Below are 19,011 nucleotides of genomic sequence, written 5' to 3'. Positions count from 1 at the left end.
AAAATGTGTCTACAGCTACCTCTTTGATGGCCGATAATGCCAATGAGCCGCACAGCGGCAACGATCTCTCCCGCCTGATCGTCAAGGGCGCACGGGAGCACAACCTGCAGAACGTGGATCTGGATTTGCCGCGTGACGCGATGATTGTCTTTACCGGGCTTTCCGGTTCCGGAAAGTCTTCTTTGGCCTTTGACACCATCTTTGCCGAGGGGCAGCGCCGCTACGTCGAATCCCTGTCCTCCTACGCGCGGATGTTCCTGGGTCAGGTGGACAAGCCGGATGTGGACTTCATCGAAGGACTGTCCCCGGCGGTGTCCATCGACCAGAAGTCCACCTCCAAGAACCCGCGGTCCACGGTTGGCACCATTACCGAAATCTACGACTACATGCGGCTGCTCTGGGCGCGCGTGGGCACTCCGTTCTGTCCGGTCTGCGGCGAGCCCGTTTCCCGCCAGACGCCGCAGCAGATCGTCGACCAGCTGCTGGAGCTCGAAGAGGGCACCCGCTTCCAGATCCTTGCTCCGGTGGTGCGCGGCCGCAAGGGCGAGTTTGTGGACCTGTTCAAGGAGCTCGCCGCCAAGGGTTACTCCCGGGCCAAGGTCGACGGCGAGCAGATCCAGCTGTCCGATCCGCCCAAGCTCGGCAAGCAGTACAAACACACCATCGAAGTGGTGGTGGACCGGCTGGTCGCCAAGGACGGCATCCGGCAGCGCCTGACCGACTCGGTGGAGACGGCCCTCGCGCTGGCCGACGGCAGGATCCTGGCCGACTTCGTGGACATTGACGAAAAGAGCGACGAACGGGTCCGGGCTTTCTCCGAGCACCTGGCCTGCCCCAACGAGCATCCGCTGGCCATCGATGAGATTGAACCCCGGTCCTTCTCCTTCAACAACCCCTTCGGCGCCTGCCCGGTTTGCACCGGTATCGGCAGCCGGCTCGAAGTTGACGAAGACCTGGTCATCCCGAACCCGAACCTCAGCCTCGCCGCCGGAGCCGTGGCGCCGTGGGCGCTGGGCAACGCCACCCTGGAGTACTGGAACCGGCTGCTGGCCGGCCTGGCCAAGGAGCTGGGCTTCTCCATGGACGTGCCGTGGAAGAAGCTTCCGGCCAAGGCGCGCGAAGCCATTCTGAACGGCAAGGACCACAAAGTGGTGGTCCAGTATAAGAACCGCTTTGGGCGTGAGCGGAAGTACAGCACCGGCTTTGAAGGGGTTATCCAGTACATCCACCGCAAGCACCTCGAAACCGAGTCGGACAGTGCCCGTGACCGGTATGAGGAATACATGCGGGAAATTGCCTGCCCCGCCTGCGGAGGAGCGCGGCTGAATCCCGCTTCGCTGTCCGTGCTCATCAACGGCAAGAACATTGCCGAGGCGGGCAACCTTCCCCTGCGGGATGCCGCGGCGTTCTTCGAGGGCCTGGAATTGACGGCCCGCGAGGCGAAGATCGGTGACCAGGTCCTGAAGGAAATCCTGGCCCGCCTGACCTTCCTGCTCGACGTCGGGCTCGAGTACCTGAGCCTGGACCGGCCGGCGGCCACGCTCTCCGGCGGCGAGGCTCAGCGTATCCGGCTGGCCACCCAGATCGGTTCGGGGCTGGTGGGTGTCCTGTATGTCCTGGACGAGCCGTCCATCGGCCTGCACCAGAAGGACAACCGCCGTCTGATCGAAACACTGGCCCGCCTGCGGAACCTGGGCAACACCCTGATTGTGGTGGAGCACGATGAAGACACCATCCACGAAGCGGACTGGGTGGTGGACATCGGACCGGGTGCCGGTGAGCGCGGCGGCGAAGTGGTCCACTCCGGATCCCTGGAGGGCCTGCTCAAGAACGAGCGCTCCCTGACCGGCGCCTACCTGTCCGGACGGCGGAAGATCGAGATTCCGGCCAAGCGGCGCAAGGTGGACAAGTCCCGGCAGCTGAAGATTGTGGGTGCCCGGGAAAACAACCTGCGCAACATCGACGTCAGCATTCCGCTGGGCGTCTTCACAGCGGTGACCGGCGTCAGCGGCTCCGGCAAGTCCACCCTGATCAACGACATCCTGTACAAGACGCTGGCGGCCAAGCTCAACGGAGCCAAGCACGTTGCAGGCCGGCACACGCGTATTGACGGGCTGGAGAACCTGGACAAGGTCATCCACGTGGACCAGAGCCCGATCGGCCGCACGCCGCGGTCCAACCCGGCCACCTACACCGGCGTCTGGGACCACATCCGGAAGCTCTTCGCGGAGACTACGGAGTCCAAGGTCCGCGGCTACCTCCCCGGCCGGTTCTCCTTCAACGTGAAGGGCGGCCGCTGCGAGGCCTGCCACGGCGACGGCACCCTGAAGATCGAAATGAACTTCCTGCCGGATGTCTACGTGCCCTGCGAGGTCTGCCACGGCGGCCGGTTCAACCGCGAAACCCTTGAGGTGCATTACAAGGGCAAGAACATCGCCGAAGTGCTGAACATGTCGATCGAGGACGCCGCGGAATTCTTCGCCGCCTTCTCTCCGATTGCCCGGCACCTGAACACCCTGGTGGACGTTGGGCTGGGCTACGTGCGGCTCGGCCAGCCGGCCACCACCCTCTCCGGCGGTGAAGCACAGCGCGTCAAGCTCGCTGCGGAACTGCAGAAGCGGTCCAACGGGCGCAGCGTCTACGTGTTGGACGAGCCCACCACCGGCCTGCACTTCGAGGATGTCCGCAAGCTGCTGCTGGTCCTGCAGGGCCTGGTGGACAAGGGCAACACGGTCATCACCATCGAGCACAACCTGGACGTCATCAAGAGCGCCGACTGGCTCATCGACATGGGTCCGGAGGGCGGCAACGGCGGCGGGCAGGTCATAGCGCAGGGAACGCCGGAAAAGGTGGCCAAGTCCGAGGTCAGCCATACCGGCAGGTTCCTCGCGGAAATGTTCGCCAAGCAGAACTGACCGGCATACTTTCCTTTTCGGAAAGAGCGGAAGGAAAAAAGGTATTCCCTGCGGGGAATGCCTTTTTTCGTACCGGGGAGTAGGTGTGGGAAACTGTCCCGGTGAAAGAATCCCGGCCATTAGTGCTTTTTGACCTTGACGGAACCCTCGTGGATCCGGCCGGCAGCATCACCGGCGGCATCAGCGCCGCCCTTGCGGCCGGCGGACTTCCCGTTCCGGCAGCCGGGGACCTGGAGCGCATGGTAGGCCCGGCGCTGGTCGTTTCCCTCCGCGACATTGCCGGTGTTCCCGAAGAACGCCTGGCCGAGGTTATTGCCCGCTACCGGGCGGGCTACCAGTCCGAGGGGATGGCGCAGAGCCGCCCCTATCCCGGGATCCGCAGCGTCCTGGAACAGCTGCGGGCATCCGGTTACCTGCTGGCCGTTGCCACGCAGAAACCTGAACCGCTTGCCGTTGAACTCCTTCGGGTACAGGGGCTTCTGGATCTCTTTGATTCCGTGCACGGCTCACCGGCCGATGAGCAGGCCGCGGCCGGCCTGGACGGTAAGCGGACGATCATCCGTGCCGCACTGATCCGCCACGCCGGGACATTCGACAGTGCCGTCATGGTGGGGGACCGGATGCACGATGTCCACGGTGCCGCTGACAACGCCCTGGACTGCATCGGTGTGGCCTGGGGCTTCGCCGGGGCTGGTGAGCTGGAAGCGGAAGGTGCTGCCGCCGTCGTGCACTCTGCCGGTGAACTGCTGACAGAGCTGGAGCGCTTCCGTGCGCAGGAAGGGACCTGCGCACATGGGAGTCTATGACCTCACCCGGGCGTCCACCCGCGGACTGATTGCCTCACTGTGCCGGCCCACCGTGATTGGCCTGGAAAACGTGCCGGCAACGGGCCCCTTCATTGTCGCCGCCAACCATTTGTCCTTTTTGGACAGTGTCCTTACGCAGGCCCTGATGCCCCGGCCCGTGGCCTTCTTCGCCAAGGCTGAATACTTCACCGGAACGGGCGTCAAGGGCGCCGCCATGCGCACCTTCTTTGAAGGCGTGGGCTCCATTCCCGTGGAGCGCGGCCAGCAGGCAGCGTCAGTGGCAGCCCTGAAGACCCTGCTGGACCGCCTCGAGGACGGCTCCGGGATTGGCATCTATCCGGAGGGCACCCGGTCACGGGACGGACTGCTGTACCGCGGACGCACCGGCGTTGGCTGGCTGGCCCTGACCTCCGGAGCACCCGTGGTGCCCGTGGGGCTCATCGGCACTGAAAACCTGCAGCCGGCCGGCAAGAAGTGGATCAAGCCGCAGCACTTCACCATGAAGGTGGGAAGGCCGCTCTACTTCTCCAAGACCGGGCCGGACCATGCCCTGCCCGCCCGCCGGCAGGCGACGGACCGGGTCATGGACGCGATTGCGGAACTCAGCGGGCAGGAGCGCGCCGGCAGTTACAACCAGAACAAGCCTGAGGGATAGCCCCCAGTTCAGCGGGCCGCGAAAAGGGCGGGTCCGGCGCGGAGCGGTCCCTGGGGCGACCGTAGGATGGAACAGTGGCAGATCCAGCAACATACCGGCCGAAAACAGGGGAAATCCCCACCGCTCCAGGCGTTTACCGTTTCCGTGACGAACACGGCCGGGTCATCTATGTAGGCAAGGCCAAGAACCTCCGCTCCCGCTTGAACTCCTACTTTGCCAATCCCCGCGGTTTGCTGCCCAAGACCCGGGCCATGGTCCACACCGCTGCCAGCGTGGAATGGACGGTGGTGGGCACCGAGCTTGAGGCTTTGCAGCTCGAGTACACCTGGATCAAGGAATTCAACCCCCGGTTCAACATCATGTTCCGGGATGACAAGTCCTATCCCTACCTCGCCGTCACCATGGGGGAGAAGTATCCCCGGGCCCAGGTCATGCGCGGTGACCGGCGGAAGGACACCCGCTACTTCGGGCCTTTTTATCCCGCCAAGGCCATCCGCGAAACCCTGGACACCCTGCTGCGGGTTTTCCCTGTCCGCACCTGCAGCTCCGGCGTCTTCAAGCGTGCCGAGCGCACGGGACGGCCCTGCCTGCTCGGGTACATCGACAAGTGCTCGGCGCCGTGCGTTGGCCGGATCAGTGCCGAGGACCACCGTCAGCTGGCTGCGGAGTTGTGCGACTTCATGTCCGGTGAGGGCAAACGCTTCATCTCTTCCCTGGAAAAGGAGATGCAGGCCGCCGTTGCCGAACTGGACTATGAAACCGCGGCCCGGCTCCGGGACGATATTTCCGCCCTGCGGAAGGTCTTTGAACGCAACAACGTGGTGCTCAGTGAAGACACGGATGCGGATATTTTTGCCCTGGAGGAAGACGAGCTTGAGGCTTCGGCCCAGGTGTTCCACGTCCGCGGCGGACGCATCCGCGGCCAGCGCGGCTGGGTCGTGGAAAAGGTGGAAGACAATGACACCGCCGACTTGGTGGAACACCTGATTCAGCAGGTCTACGGCGAGGCGAATTCCACCGACCGCATTCCGCGCCAGGTCCTGGTGCCGGTGCTGCCGCCCAACTCCGATGAGCTGGCCGAGTGGCTGGGCGGGCTGCGGGGGGCAAAGGTGGACATCCGGGTTCCGCAGCGCGGGGACAAGAAGGCCCTGATGGAAACCGTGGCCCGCAACGCCTCGGATGCGCTGCGGCTGCACAAGAGCCGCCGCGCCGGAGACATCACCACGCGGTCGGCGGCCCTGCAGGAGCTGCAGGAGGCACTGGATTTGCCGGTGGCCCTGCTGCGCATCGAGTGCTACGACATTTCGCACGTCTCCGGCACCAATGTGGTGGCGTCCATGGTGGTTGCCGAGGACGGACTTCCGAAAAAGTCGGACTACCGCAAATTCTCCATCACCGGCGACGCCGCACGGGATGACACCTCGGCGATGTACAACGTCATCTCCCGCCGGTTCCGCAATTACCTCGCCGAGAACGCGGACCCCGCAGCGGATCCGGATGCCCGGCCCGAAGTGCCGGCCGGCCTGCCCGCCGACCGCGCCGGAACAGATGTGCAGCCCCTGACGGACACCCTCACCGCGGCGCCGAAAGGCAAGTTCGCCTATCCGCCCAACCTGGTGGTGGTCGACGGCGGCCAGCCCCAGGTAGCCGCGGCTTCACGGGCGCTGGCGGACCTGGGCATCACGGATATCTATGTGGTGGGCCTGGCCAAGCGTCTTGAGGAGGTCTGGCTGCCGGACAGCGATTTTCCGGTCATTCTGCCGCGCGCCTCCGAAGCGCTTTTCCTGCTCCAGCGCATCCGTGACGAAGCGCACCGCTTTGCCATCACGTTCCACCGGCAGAAACGGGCCAAGTCCATGACGGCGTCGCTGCTGGACGAGATTTCCGGGCTGGGGCCGGCCAAACGCACCGCACTGCTCAAGGAATTTGGTTCGGTCAAGAAACTCCGGGCTGCCTCCGTTGAGGACCTGCAGCGTGTTCCCGGAATCGGCCCGGCACTTGCCGCATCGGTGCACGCGCAGCTCACTGCGAAGACCGCCGAGGCGGACGCACCGGCCATCAACATGACCACCGGCGAAATACTGGAAACTTAGCTAGGCTGGGTCATTGGCTTATTCCCCGGCTGCAGCCGGAAAACCAGTAAGGAACAGGACAACGGAAATGATGGAACAGGACGCGCTGACCCCGGTCAAGCCCGCCGAATCGGAGCTGCTGGTGGTTACCGGCATGTCCGGTGCCGGACGCAGCACGGCCGCCAATGCACTCGAGGACCATGGCTGGTATGTGGTGGAGAACCTGCCGCCGCTGATGCTGGGAACCCTGACCGAGCTTGTTTCCCGCATGCCGCATTCCATTCCCAAGCTGGCCGTGGTCATAGATGTCCGCAGCAAGGAATTGTTCCAGGACATCAGGGAAGCCCTGAGCGGGCTTCGCGCCGCCGGTGTTTCTTACCGGCTGCTTTTCCTCGATGCCGAGGATGACACCCTGGTCCGCCGCTTCGAGCAGGGGCGCCGCCCCCACCCGCTGCAGGAAAACGGCAGCATCCTCGACGGCATTGCGGCCGAGCGCGAGGTGCTGAAGGAGCTGCGGGCCTCTTCCGACGTCATCGTCGACACTTCCAAGCTCAACGTGCATGCCCTTGCCACCACGATCACCGAACTCTTCACCGAATCCGGTCCGATTGTGCTGCGCCTGAACGTCATGAGCTTCGGTTTCAAGTACGGCCTCCCCGTGGACGCCAACTACGTGGCCGATGTACGGTTCATCCCCAATCCGCACTGGGTTCCGCAGCTGCGGCCCCACACGGGTCTGGATACCGACGTGCGGGACTACGTCCTTGGTGCCCACGGCACGCGTGACTTCCTGGACCGCTATGTGGAGGCACTCGAACCGGTCATCGACGGATACCGCCGGGAGAACAAGCACTATGCCACCATCGCCGTGGGCTGCACCGGCGGCAAGCACCGCTCCGTTGCCGTGACTGAGGAACTGGCCAAGCGCCTCGCCCAGCTGCCGCACGTCACCGTCAGCGCCCACCACCGTGATCTCGGGCGCGAGTAGATGAACTTCCTGACCGGATCCCTGCCCATCGTTCCCCAGCCCGCAGCGGACCGGGGAACGGGCGGACAGGATTCCCGGGCCGTCGTGGCCCTGGGCGGCGGACACGGGCTGTCTGCCTCGCTTTCCGCGCTTCGCCTGCTGACCACCGACTTGACAGCGATTGTCACAGTGGCCGACGACGGCGGATCCTCCGGCCGCCTGCGCGAAGAGCTGGGCGTCCTCCCGCCGGGAGACCTGCGCATGGCCCTTGCCGCCCTGTGCGATGACACGGACTGGGGCCGCACCTGGCGCGATGTCATGCAGCACCGCTTCCAGTCCCGGCCCGGCGTGACCGGTTCGCTGGACAACCATGCCCTGGGCAACCTCCTGATCGTGACCCTGTGGGAGCTTCTGGGGGACCCGGTGGCCGGCCTGCAGTGGGCCGGAGCGTTGCTGGGGGCCCGTGGCCAGGTCCTTCCCATGTCCACTGAGCCCCTCACCATTGAAGGCGACGTTCAGCGCCGCCCGGAACACGGCGGACGGTTGGAACTGGTCACCGGGCAGGCCCGGCTTGCCGCTGCCGGTGTCCGGGGAAAGGTCAGCGAAGTTCGGCTGACCCCGGCGGATGCTCCGGCCTGTCCGGAAGCCCTGGCGGCCATCGAACGGGCGGATTGGATCATCCTGGGTCCGGGGTCCTGGTACACCTCCGTACTTCCGCATTTGATGCTGCCGGACCTGCGGAACGCGCTGTGCCGCAGCAGCGCCAAGGTGTGCCTGACCATGAACCTCAGCAATGAAACCAAGGAAACAACGGGCATGTCGGCGCTGGACCATCTGGCGGAAATCCGGCGGTACGCCCCGGAACTCAAGGTCGATGCTGTGCTGGCGGATCCCGGCGTGATCGAGGATCCGGACGCCTTCAGCGACGCTGTCGCCGGCATGGGCGGACGGCCTGTCTTCGGTAAGGTGGGGTCTGCGACGGGGCGGCCGATCCATGATCCGCTGCGCCTGGCAACCGCGTACCACGATATCTTTGGGGAGAACTAGGAGTGTATTTGTGGCGTTGACCGCAGCAGTAAAAGAGGAACTTTCACGTCTGGACGTGAAAAAGTCCTCCGTCCGCAAAGCGGAAGTATCGGCCTTGCTGCGATTCGCCGGAGGACTGCACATCATCTCCGGCCGCATTGTGATTGAAGCAGAAGTGGACCTGGCGTCCACGGCCCGGCGGCTTCGGGCCGCCATTGCCGAGGTGTACGGGCACGCCGCGGACATCATTGTCGTGTCCGGAGGGGGCCTGCGCCGCGGCAACCGGTACGTGGTGCGCGTGGTCAAGGACGGTGAATCCCTGGCCCGCCAGACCGGCCTCCTGGACGCCCGCGGGCGCCCCGTCCGGGGCCTGCCCTCCGTGGTGGTCAACGGCTCCGCAGCCGACGCCGAGGCTGTATGGCGCGGTGCGTTCCTGGCCCACGGTTCACTGACCGAGCCGGGCCGCTCCTCCTCCCTGGAAGTCACCTGTCCCGGCCCCGAGGCGGCACTGGCGCTGGTGGGCGCTGCCCGCCGGATCGGCATCGCCGCCAAGGCGCGGGAAGTCCGCGGCATCGACCGGGTCGTGATCCGCGACGGCGACACCATTGCCGCCCTGCTCACCCGCATGGGCGCCCACGACGCCCTGATGGTGTGGGAAGAGCGCCGCATGCGCAAGGAAGTCCGGGCCACGGCAAACCGGCTGGCAAACTTCGACGACGCCAACCTGCGCCGCTCGGCGCAGGCTGCCGTTGCCGCCGGTGCCCGGGTGGACCGGGCGCTGGACATCCTGGGCGATGACGTTCCGGATCATCTGCGCTATGCCGGGGAGCTGCGCGTGGCGCACAAGCAGGCGTCCCTGGACGAACTGGGACACCTGGCTGATCCACCCATGACCAAGGACGCCATCGCCGGCCGGATCCGCCGCCTGCTGGCCATGGCCGATAAGCGGGCAGCTGAATTGGGCATACCCGGCACTGAGGCCAATGTGACTCCTGAGATGCTTGACGAGTAGCGTGAAGCATAAGATGGGCTAAGCATGCTGCCCATTGGCGGCGCTCAAAGTTTCCGGGCGGAAAACCCTGTCCGGATAACCGATCCGACTTTTATTGGAGGATTTTTGTGAACGAATACACACTGCCGGAACTTCCCTACGATTACGCCGCGCTGGAGCCCAACATCTCCGCCCGCATCATGGAGCTTCACCACGACAAGCACCACGCGACGTACGTTGCCGGAGCCAACACGGCGCTGGCGCAGATGGCTGAAGCGCGTGAAAAGGGCGACTTCGCAACCATCCCGAAGCTTTCCAAGGACCTGGCTTTCCACGTTGGCGGCCACGTCAACCACAGCATCTTCTGGAACAACCTCTCTCCCGAGGGCGGCGACAAGCCGGTCGGCGAACTCGCAGCAGCCATTGACGATTTCTTCGGCTCCTTCGACGCGTTCCGCGGCCAGTTCACCGCTGCCGCAACCTCGCTTCAGGGTTCCGGCTGGGCCCTGCTGGCCTATGAGCCGCTTGGCAAGAACCTCGTCATCGAGCAGCTCTACGACCAGCAGGGCAACGTCCCGGTTGGTACCATCCCGCTGCTGATGCTGGACATGTGGGAGCATGCCTTCTACCTCGACTACGTCAACGTGAAGGCAGACTACGTCAAGGCTTTCTGGAACATCGTTAACTGGGCAGATGTCGCCACACGGTTCGATGCCGCCCGCAACGGTGCCCACTCGCTGGTGCTCCCCGCGTAATTCTGGTCTCCGGACGCTTTTCTGCCTCCGTACCGGTTCGCTCAGGGGACCCGGCGCGTAGGATGATTTCGAGGGTTCCCGCCCCGCCGTACGGCTCGGCGGGAACCTCTTGGAGTCACCGGGAAGGTGTTCGCCGTTCGTCCCAGGATTGTTCAGGCAACCCGTTCCCGCCCGACCAGTGGCCTACGCACACAGGGGTCACGCTTCTTCGGTACACCGCAATCAAGGAGACAGAAAAGTGACTACTCGTGTTGGAATCAACGGCTTCGGACGCATCGGTCGAAACTACTTCCGCGCAGCACTGGAGCAGAACGCCGACCTCGACATCGTGGCCGTCAACGACCTCACCAGCCCCGAAACCCTTGCCCACCTCCTGAAGTACGACTCCGTGACCGGCCGCATCGGTACTGATGTGGAAGTGCAGGGCGGAGACCTGGTTGTTGGCGGAAAAACCATCAAGGTCCTCGCCGAGCGGGACCCCTCAAACCTCCCGTGGAAGGACCTTGGGGTTGACATCGTCATCGAGTCCACCGGGTTCTTCACCAAAGCCGAGGACGCCAAGAAGCACCTCGACGCCGGAGCCAAGAAGGTCCTGATTTCCGCTCCGGGCAAGGGAGCGGACCGCACCATCGTCATGGGTGTGAATGACAGCGAATACAATCCGGCCACCGACAACATCGTGTCCAACGCTTCCTGCACCACCAACTGCCTGGCACCGCTGGCCAAGGTCATCAACGACGCGTTCGGCATAGAACGCGGGCTCATGACCACCGTCCACGCCTACACCGCGGACCAGAACCTCCAGGACGGCCCGCACCGGGACCTTCGCAGGGCCCGTGCCGCGGCGCTGAACATCGTGCCCACAACCACCGGTGCCGCCAAGGCAATCGGCCTCGTCATCCCGGAACTCGACGGTAAGCTGGACGGCTTTGCCCTCCGGGTGCCGGTTCCCACCGGGTCCGTCACCGACCTCACGGTGACCCTCGCGAAGGAAGCCAGCGTCGAGCAGATCAACGAGGCGTACAAGGCTGCCAGCGACGGCGCCCTGAACGGCTACCTCCGGTACACCGATGAGCCGCTGGTGTCCTCGGACATCGTGACGGATCCGGCCTCCTGCATCTTCGATTCGGGGCTGACCCGCGTCATGGGCAACGAGGTCAAGGTGGTCGGCTGGTATGACAACGAGTGGGGTTACTCCTGCCGCATGGTGGACCTGACCAAGCTGGTTGCCTCCAAGCTGTAAGGCCGCCTCCGGCACTGCCGGCTGCCCTGCAAAGCCCACACAAGCCCCCAATGCCCGCAAGGGACGTAAAGGTAGACATGACAGTCAAGACTCTTGAGGAACTGATCAACGACGGCGTCGATGGTCGGTATGTGCTGGTCCGCTCGGACCTGAATGTGCCGCTGGACAACGGCACTGTGGCCGACGACGGACGCATCCGTGCGTCCATCCCGACCCTTCAGAAACTGGTGGAACACGGCGCCAAGGTGATCGTCATGGCGCACCTGGGACGGCCCAAGGGCACACCGGATGAAAAGTACTCGCTGCAGCCCGCCGCGGATCGGCTGGACGAGCTCGCACCGTTCTCGGTCGAGTTCGCCGCCGACGTGGTGGGGGAGAGTGCGCATGCGCTGGCGGGTTCCCTGGCAGCCGGCTCAGTCCTGGTGCTGCAGAACATCCGCTTCGATCCGCGCGAAACGTCCAAGAACGACGACGAGAGACTGGCCCTCGCACGTGAACTGGCCGGGCTCACCGGAGACAACGGCGCCTACGTTGACGATGCCTTCGGTGCCGTACACCGCAAGCACGCCAGTGTGTACGACATTGCGGAGATCCTCCCCGCGTACGAGGGCGACCTGGTGCACACCGAGGTCGAGGTGCTCAAACGGCTTACCGAAAACCCCGAGCAGCCCTACGTCGTCGTTCTCGGCGGTTCAAAGGTTTCGGACAAACTGGCCGTCATCGAGAACCTCATGGAACGCGCCGACTACCTGCTGGTTGGCGGCGGAATGGTCTTTACCTTCCTGGCCGCCCAGGGCTACAACGTCGGGGCGTCGCTGCTGGAGTCGGACCAGATCGAGAAGGTCAAGGGTTACCTCAGCCGCGCCAAGGAGGTCGGCTGCGAGTTTGTGCTTCCCACCGACATCGTGGTGGCGGACAAGTTCGCTGCTGACGCCGACGTCGACGTGGTTCCTGCCGATGCGATGGAGAGCAGCCGGTTTGGTGCCTCCGGCATCGGCCTGGACATCGGCCCGGATTCAGCCGCGGCCTTCGCCGAGAAGATCGGTTCGGGCCGGACCATTTTCTGGAACGGCCCCATGGGCGTGTTCGAGTTTGATGCGTTTGCCAACGGCACCCGCACGGTTGCGCAGGCGCTGAAAGACTCCTCCGGTTTTTCCGTGGTTGGCGGCGGCGACTCCGCGTCGGCTGTCCGGAAGCTTGGCTTCAGCGACAGCGACTTCGGGCACATCTCCACCGGCGGCGGCGCTTCCCTGGAGTACCTGGAAGGCAAGAAACTGCCGGGCCTGACGGTCCTGAACCAGTAAGACCCCTGTGCGGGTCGCTGCCAGCCGGCGGCGGCCCGCACTCCCATGTCCGCTTTCCGCCAGGCAGCGGCATGTTGACCCCCAAGCCATTTGATGAAGAATATTTGAAACCGGAGCGATGATGACTACCTCGACCAATGGCAAGTTTGATCGGACACCGCTGATCGCGGGCAACTGGAAGATGAACATGGACCATGTCCAGGGCATCACCCTGCTGCAGAAGCTTGCCTGGACCCTCAAGGATGCACAGCACGACTACCACCGTGTGGAGGTGGCAATTTTCCCGCCGTTCACCGACCTCCGCAGCGTCCAGACACTGATCAAGGGTGACAAGCTGGAGATCGAATACGGTGCACAGGATCTGTCGCCCAAGGACTCCGGCGCCTACACCGGAGACATTTCCGGCCAGTTCCTGTCCAAGCTGGGCTGCAAGTACGTCCTGGTGGGCCACAGTGAACGCCGGACCGTGCACGGGGAATCCGATGAGCTGCTCAACGAAAAGCTCAAGGCTGCGTACCGCAATGAAGTCATTCCGGTGCTCTGCGTCGGTGAGGGACTGGAAATCCGCCAGTCCGGCCAGCACGTGGCGCACACCCTGGAACAGGTCCGACAGGATCTCGCCGGTCTTGACGCCGAACAGGTTTCCGCACTGGTCATTGCCTATGAACCCATCTGGGCCATTGGCACGGGTGAGGTTGCCGGCCCCGCAGACGCCCAGGAAATGTGCTCGGCCATCCGCGCCGAGATCGCCAACCTGTACGACGATGCCGTAGCCGCCAAGACCCGGTTGCTGTACGGCGGGTCCGTCAAAGCACAGAATGCGGCGAGCATTCTGAAGGAACGCGACGTGGACGGTGTGCTTGTTGGCGGCGCCAGTTTGGATGTGACCGAATTTGCTAATATTGTCAGGTTCGAACAACATCTGGTGACCGACTGATTTGCAGCTGACCTGCACCGCAGTGCACGTCTCCAATCCATGAGTCACCCCCGAAAGGCCGTACGTGGAAATTCTGAAGATTGTCCTGCTGGTTCTTCTTGCCATCACCAGCCTGCTGCTGACGTTGCTCATCCTGCTTCATAAGGGACGCGGCGGCGGTATGTCGGACATGTTCGGCGGCGGCATGACCTCCAGCATGGGCTCATCAGGGGTTGCCGAACGCAACCTGAACCGCTTCACCGTGGCCCTCGGATTGTCCTGGGGCCTGGTCATCATCGCCCTGGGCCTGATCCAGCGCTTTTCCGGCGAAGCCTGAGTACTCCACCGCCCCTGGCGGGCAGGACTAAACCACAGAAGCCCCGAAGATCCGTCAGGATCTCCGGGGCTTCTCTTTGCCCGGCGGGGAAACTAGTCCGCTGCGGCCGCGCCGGTGCCTTCCGGGTCCAGCAGCCGGTCAGGCAGCTGTGAGGCCGCTGCCTGGTCTATCAGCCAGCGGGTCTTGGTGCGCCCGCGCGCGCCCGCGGCCGGAACCTGGACCAGGCCGGCGCCGGCCAGCGCCAGGCCCACGGCTCCGGCTTTGTCCTCGCCTGCAACGGTAAGCCAGACTTCTTCGGCAGTGTTGATGGCTTCCATGGTCAGTGACACGCGTTCAGCCGGGGGCTTGGGCGCGTTGGATACCGGCACCACGGTTTCACCCGTGGTCCGCACACCGGCCATTTCGGGAAACAGCGATGCAATATGGGCGTCGGGGCCCACACCGAGCAGGAGCACATCGAAGCGGGGGAGCCGGGGATCGTTCGATTCGAACCCCGGAGCAAGCTCCTCGTGTGCCGCCTCATTCGCGAGCATCCGGGCATAGGCCAGGGCGGCTTCTTCGACGCTGGACACCTCGTCGGCAGCCGGTACGGGATGAACCCGGGCGGGATCAACGGGCAGTCGTGAGAGCAGGGCCTCCGCGGCCTGGGTGGCATTGCGGTCGGGGGAGTCAGCGGCAAGGAACCGCTCATCACCCCACCAAAAATTTACCCGGGACCAGTCCACGGCCGAGCGCGCGGGCGCCGTGGAGACGGCATCGAGCACGGCGATGCCCACCGTTCCGCCGGTGAGCACCACGGTGGCGGTCCCGCGCCGGCTCTGCACGTCCACGAGCTTGGTGATCAGCCGGCCTGCGGTGGCTGCGGTGAGGGCCTGCACGTCCGGGTGAATGCTCACGCCGTTGGGAGAATGCATCATGCGGTTGCCCCTTCTTGGGACAGGCAGGCTGCCAGTCCCTGTGTCAGTACTTCGCCGTAGACTTCGTCAGGATCGAGCCGGCGGAGTTCCTCCGCCAGGCAGTCGCGCAGGTTTCGGCGCGGCAGTGATATCTGCTGCTCCGGCTGGCCCGGCTGGGTCAGATACGCGGTGATTTGGTCCGGACGGAACAGTTCCACGTTACCGCCGTCACGCTCGAAGACTACTGAACCGATGCCGGTGCCCGGTTCACCCTCAATGATTTTTACGGAAACCTTCAATGCGTGCTTGAGCCAGGCAGCGAGCAGGAAGGTGCTTGCTGAGTCGGATGCTCCTGCCACGGTCACTGCAGTGACGGGATCAGCGCCGGCTTCATCGAGCACCGCTGCCAGCTGGATCCGCCAATTCGTCAGCCGGGTCCAGCTGAGGTCGGTGTCGCCGTCGGCATACGCCTGGCCAAGCGCCAGCAGCGCCCGCTTGGGGTCCGGCTCGGTTGCGGCGTCGGTAATGCGGCGGTGGGCGATGCAGCCCAGGGGCGTCTGTGCGGGATCCCCGGGTACCCCGTGGGGCCACCACACCACAATGGGAGCGTCCGGCAGGAGGAGGGCAGAGACGAGCGATACGCTCTCCCCGGCGAGTTCACCGTGGCGGTAAAGGACAATCACCTCTGAAGCGCCTGCGTCGCCGCCCACGCGGATCTCGGCGTCCAGCCGGGTCTGGTCGGCGGGGGACCCGCCGGCCAGCACGATGATGCGGCAGGGGTGCTCCCGGCTGGCCTCGTTGGCCGCGGCGATGGCTTCCTCCACGAAATCGGGTTCGGTGTCCACCACCAGCGTCAGGACGCGTCCGAGGGTGACCACCCCGCCCTTTTCCCGCATGGCCACAATCTCTTTGGATACCTTGGACGTTGTTGTGTCCGGCAGATCTACAATCACGGCCTTCTCCAGGTCCTTCCGTCTTGGGCGAGCAGTTCATCGGCGGAGTCGGGTCCCCAGCTTCCTGGGGCATAGGGCTCGGGCTGGGTGCCGAGGGAGGCCCAGTACTCTTCGAACGGATCAACGATCTTCCAGGACAGTTCCACTTCCTGGTGCCGCGGGAACAGCGGAGGCTCACCCAGCAGGACGTCCAGGATCAGCCGTTCGTAGGCTTCCGGACTGGACTCCGTGAAGGAATGGCCGTAGCCGAAATCCATGGACACGTCCCGGACTTCCATCTGCGTGCCGGGAACCTTGGAACCGAACCGGATGGTGGCGCCCTCATCGGGCTGCACCCGGATCACTACGGCGTTCTGGCCGAAGTCATGATCATTGTGGTCGCGGAAAAGGAGGTTGGGTGCGCGTTTGAACACCACGGCAATTTCCGTAACCCGGCGGCCCAGACGCTTGCCTGCCCGGAGGTAGAACGGAACTCCGGCCCAGCGGCGGGTATTAATGTCCACCCGGATGGCGGCGAAGGTCTCGGTGGTGGAATCCGGGTTGAAGCCCTCTTCCTCCAGGAAGCCGGTGACCCTTTCGCCACCCTGCCAGCCGCCGGTGTATTGTCCGCGCGCGGAGTGCTTGGACAGGTCCTCGGGGAGCCGGACGGCGGCGAGCACCTTTTCCTTCTCGGCGCGCAAATGATCGGCGTTGAAGGAGATGGGCTCTTCCATGGCCGTGAGTGCCAGCAGCTGCAGCAGGTGGTTCTGGATGACGTCGCGGGCTGCACCCACGCCGTCGTAGTACCCGGCGCGGCCGCCGATGCCGATGTCTTCGGCCATGGTGATCTGGACATGGTCTACGAAGTTCGCGTTCCAGATCGGCTCGAACAACTGGTTGGCAAAGCGCAGAGCCAAGATGTTCTGGACCGTTTCCTTGCCCAGGTAATGATCGATGCGGAACACGGAATCAGCGGGGAAAACGGATTCCACCACGTTGTTCAGCTCGCGGGCGGACTGCAGGTCATGCCCGAACGGCTTCTCGATGACCACGCGGCGCCACTTGCCCTCCGATGTTTCGGCCAGGCCGTGCTTGGAGAGCTGCTGGCAGACCTGCTCGAAGGACTTCGGCGGAACGGAGAGATAGAACGCGTGGTTGCCGCGGGTTCCGCGCTCGGTGTCCAGGGCCTCCAGAGTGTCCTTGAGCTTGGCGAAGGCCTCATCACTGTCGAAACCGCCCTCAACGAAGCGGATCCCCTCAGCCAGCTGTTTCCAGACGTTCTCATTGAAGTCGGTCCGGGCATGGCTCTGTACCGATTCCTTCACCTGGGCGGCGAATTCCTCGTCGCTCCAGGGCCGGCGGCCGAAGCCCACCAATGAGAAGCTGGGCGGGAGCAGGCCGCGGTTGGCGAGGTCGTAGACGGCCGGAATGAGCTTCTTCCGGGCCAGGTCCCCGGTGACACCGAAGATCACCAGGGAGGACGGTCCGGCGATGCGGGACAACCGGCGGTCCCGGGGGTCCCGCAGCGGATTGGCGGGACCCGTCTTTTCGTCGGCCGGCATCTAGCTGTGCCCGCCTTCCGAAACCAGGTTCCGAACGGCTGCTTCGAGTTCCCCCACGCCCTGTTTCCGGTCCAGGAAGTTCAGGCGCAGCACCGGCCGGCCCTGATCCGCGAGGACGGAGGCATCTCCGGCCGCCTGGGCGGTGATCAGCTCGCCGAACGTGAACGGGCGGCAGGGAATGGAAAGGTCCTCCTGCGGCGTACCGGTGATCTGCAGGTAGGCCCCCTGGGCGGGTCCGCCCTTGTGGAACTGGCCGGTGGAGTGCAGGAAGCGCGGTCCCCAGCCAAACGTCACCGGCCGGCCGGTGGCCGCGGCGAGCCCGGGGCGAATGGACGCCAGCCCTGACTGCAGGTTCCGGTCCAGATATGCCTGGATACTGAGGTAGCCGTCGGGTCCGAGCTGCCCGAGCAGGGCCGCCAGGGCTTCGGGAAGCGTGCCGGCGCTGCCAAGGAGTTCGGACGGGCCGCGGACTTCCACAGCTCCGTCCACAAAGCTTGGTTCCGTGGGTTCCGGACGGGAGTCCAGCATGCCGCGGGCTGCCTTCTTGGCCGCCTCGACGTCGGGCTGGTCAAAAGGATTGATGGCCAGCAGGCGGCCTGCCACGGCGGTGGCAAATTCCCACAGGATGATCTGTCCGCCGAGGGAACCGGCCACGACAACCTGGTCGCCTTCCGGTTCCGCATCCGTGTCCACGGCCACCAGGCGTGCGGTGAGGACATCGGGCGCGCCGGAGGTGATCTCGGGCGCGCCGGGCTCGACGACGACGGGCAGCAGTCCGGTGCCGAGCTTTCCGGTCGATTCCGCGATGAGCTGCTCGGCCCAGTCGGGGAAGCCGACCAGTCCGGAGCCTTCGTCCACAATGACAACCTTGTTGCGCAGCGGGTCGGTGCCGCCCAGGGCGGCACCGAGCTGCAGGCCGATGTTGTCCGCAGCGTTGTCGCTGAGGATTTCCAGTGCATCTTCGGCGTCGTCCAGCAGGGCTTCAATGTCAGCGCCGGCCAGGCCGGAGGGAACCAGTCCAAAGGCGGTGAGGGCCGAGTAGCGGCCGCCCACGTTGGGGTCGGCGTTGAAGACGGCGCGGTAGCCTGCTTCGCGCGCGGCTCCGTCCAGGGGCGAACCCGGGTCGGTAACGACGACGATTCGGGACTTGGCATCAATCCCCGCGTCGGTGAAGGCCTGCTCAAAGACGCGGCGCTGGGAATCGGTTTCCACCGTGGAGCCGGACTTGGAGGAGACCACGATGACGGTCTCCTCCAGCCCGGTAGCCAGGGCGGCGCGGACGACGTCGGGGTCCGTGGAGTCCAGGACCGTCAGGTCCACGCCCGCGGTGCGGGTAATGACCTCCGGGGCCAGGGAAGAACCGCCCATACCGGCGAGGACCACGCGGGTCACTCCCTCGGCGGCCAGTTCTTCCCGAAGCCCGCGGATCTGTCCAACGAGCGGCCGGGAGGCCTCGGAGGGATTCAGCCAGCCAAGGCGGATGGAAGCCTCCGCTTCTGCGTCGGGTCCCCACAGTGTGGGGTCCTGGGCGAGGAGGCGGGCGGCCACGTCATCACGTACCAGGGCAGGTACGTTTTTTTCGACGGCGGCCAGCGCGGCCCCGGCTGCTTCGAAGGACAGTGTGGTCATTTTTC

The 19,011-nt window shown here is 64.8% G+C and carries 16 protein-coding genes; 12 read left to right on the top strand and 4 right to left on the bottom strand.

Going from position 1 to position 19,011, the window contains the following annotated elements; genetic code table 11:
- Positions 1–26 precede the first annotated feature (26 nt).
- From uvrA to secG, 12 genes are all read left to right on the top strand, one after another.
- The gene (uvrA, locus tag CXQ89_RS09915; protein ID WP_104054185.1) at positions 27–2,915 is read left to right on the top strand and encodes an excinuclease ABC subunit UvrA; all 2,889 of its coding nucleotides are present in this window, start codon (positions 27–29) and stop codon (positions 2,913–2,915) included.
- Positions 2,916–3,037: 122 nt separating this feature from the next.
- Positions 3,038–3,721 carry an HAD hydrolase-like protein gene (locus tag CXQ89_RS09910; RefSeq protein ID WP_104054186.1) on the top strand — a complete coding sequence of 228 codons (684 nt, stop codon included), beginning with the start codon at positions 3,038–3,040 and terminating at the stop codon, positions 3,719–3,721.
- The gene (locus CXQ89_RS09905) at positions 3,708–4,376 is read left to right on the top strand and encodes a 1-acyl-sn-glycerol-3-phosphate acyltransferase (RefSeq protein ID WP_104054187.1); all 669 of its coding nucleotides are present in this window, start codon (positions 3,708–3,710) and stop codon (positions 4,374–4,376) included. Before CXQ89_RS09910 ends, CXQ89_RS09905 begins: the two co-directional genes overlap by 14 nt.
- 74 nt (positions 4,377–4,450) lie before the next feature.
- Positions 4,451–6,469 carry an excinuclease ABC subunit UvrC gene (gene uvrC, locus CXQ89_RS09900; protein ID WP_104161126.1) on the top strand — a complete coding sequence of 673 codons (2,019 nt, stop codon included), beginning with the start codon at positions 4,451–4,453 and terminating at the stop codon, positions 6,467–6,469.
- A 67-nt stretch (positions 6,470–6,536) separates the two neighbouring features.
- On the top strand, positions 6,537–7,436 hold the full coding sequence (gene rapZ / locus CXQ89_RS09895; protein WP_104054189.1) for an RNase adapter RapZ: 900 nt from the start codon (positions 6,537–6,539) through the stop codon (positions 7,434–7,436).
- The gene (yvcK, locus tag CXQ89_RS09890) at positions 7,437–8,462 is read left to right on the top strand and encodes a gluconeogenesis factor YvcK family protein (protein WP_104054190.1); all 1,026 of its coding nucleotides are present in this window, start codon (positions 7,437–7,439) and stop codon (positions 8,460–8,462) included.
- 10 nt (positions 8,463–8,472) lie between these two features.
- Positions 8,473–9,453, top strand: a complete 981-nt coding sequence (gene whiA, locus CXQ89_RS09885) for a DNA-binding protein WhiA (RefSeq protein WP_104054191.1) — start codon at positions 8,473–8,475, stop codon at positions 9,451–9,453.
- A 107-nt stretch (positions 9,454–9,560) separates the two neighbouring features.
- Positions 9,561–10,187, top strand: coding sequence for a superoxide dismutase (locus CXQ89_RS09880; protein WP_104054192.1), 627 nt, complete (start codon positions 9,561–9,563; stop codon positions 10,185–10,187).
- Positions 10,188–10,425: 238 nt separating this feature from the next.
- Positions 10,426–11,430, top strand: a complete 1,005-nt coding sequence (gene gap / locus CXQ89_RS09875) for a type I glyceraldehyde-3-phosphate dehydrogenase (protein WP_104161125.1) — start codon at positions 10,426–10,428, stop codon at positions 11,428–11,430.
- 77 nt (positions 11,431–11,507) lie between these two features.
- Positions 11,508–12,734 (top strand): phosphoglycerate kinase, encoded by a 1,227-nt coding sequence (locus CXQ89_RS09870; protein WP_104161124.1) that lies wholly within the window; start codon positions 11,508–11,510, stop codon positions 12,732–12,734.
- A 121-nt stretch (positions 12,735–12,855) separates the two neighbouring features.
- Entirely contained in the window at positions 12,856–13,671 is an 816-nt protein-coding gene (gene tpiA, locus CXQ89_RS09865; RefSeq protein WP_104054815.1) for a triose-phosphate isomerase, read from the top strand.
- A 64-nt stretch (positions 13,672–13,735) separates the two neighbouring features.
- On the top strand, positions 13,736–13,987 hold the full coding sequence (gene secG, locus CXQ89_RS09860; protein WP_104054195.1) for a preprotein translocase subunit SecG: 252 nt from the start codon (positions 13,736–13,738) through the stop codon (positions 13,985–13,987).
- 92 nt (positions 13,988–14,079) lie between these two features.
- Here secG and pgl read toward each other — a convergent pair whose 3' ends face one another.
- The 4 genes from pgl to CXQ89_RS09840 are packed head-to-tail and all read right to left on the bottom strand — an operon-like array spanning position 14,080 to position 19,006.
- Complete coding sequence (gene pgl / locus CXQ89_RS09855) at positions 14,080–14,901, bottom strand: 6-phosphogluconolactonase (protein WP_104054816.1); 822 nt, start codon at positions 14,899–14,901, stop codon at positions 14,080–14,082.
- A complete protein-coding gene (locus tag CXQ89_RS09850; RefSeq protein WP_104161123.1) occupies positions 14,901–15,836 on the bottom strand; it encodes a glucose-6-phosphate dehydrogenase assembly protein OpcA in 936 nt (311 codons plus the stop codon). The genes pgl and CXQ89_RS09850 overlap by 1 nt, the downstream gene beginning before the upstream one ends.
- Positions 15,833–17,377 (bottom strand): glucose-6-phosphate dehydrogenase, encoded by a 1,545-nt coding sequence (gene zwf, locus CXQ89_RS09845; RefSeq protein WP_104054197.1) that lies wholly within the window; start codon positions 17,375–17,377, stop codon positions 15,833–15,835. The genes CXQ89_RS09850 and zwf overlap by 4 nt, the downstream gene beginning before the upstream one ends.
- A complete protein-coding gene (locus CXQ89_RS09840; protein ID WP_104161122.1) occupies positions 17,378–19,006 on the bottom strand; it encodes a glucose-6-phosphate isomerase in 1,629 nt (542 codons plus the stop codon).
- Positions 19,007–19,011: the final 5 nt, after the last annotated feature.

It is taken from the genome of Arthrobacter sp. ZGTC212, assembly GCF_002929255.1.
Taxonomy (GTDB): domain Bacteria; phylum Actinomycetota; class Actinomycetes; order Actinomycetales; family Micrococcaceae; genus Arthrobacter_B; species Arthrobacter_B sunyaminii.
Note: the sequence above shows the minus strand (reverse complement) of the source record. Positions and strands in the feature narration are given on the sequence as shown.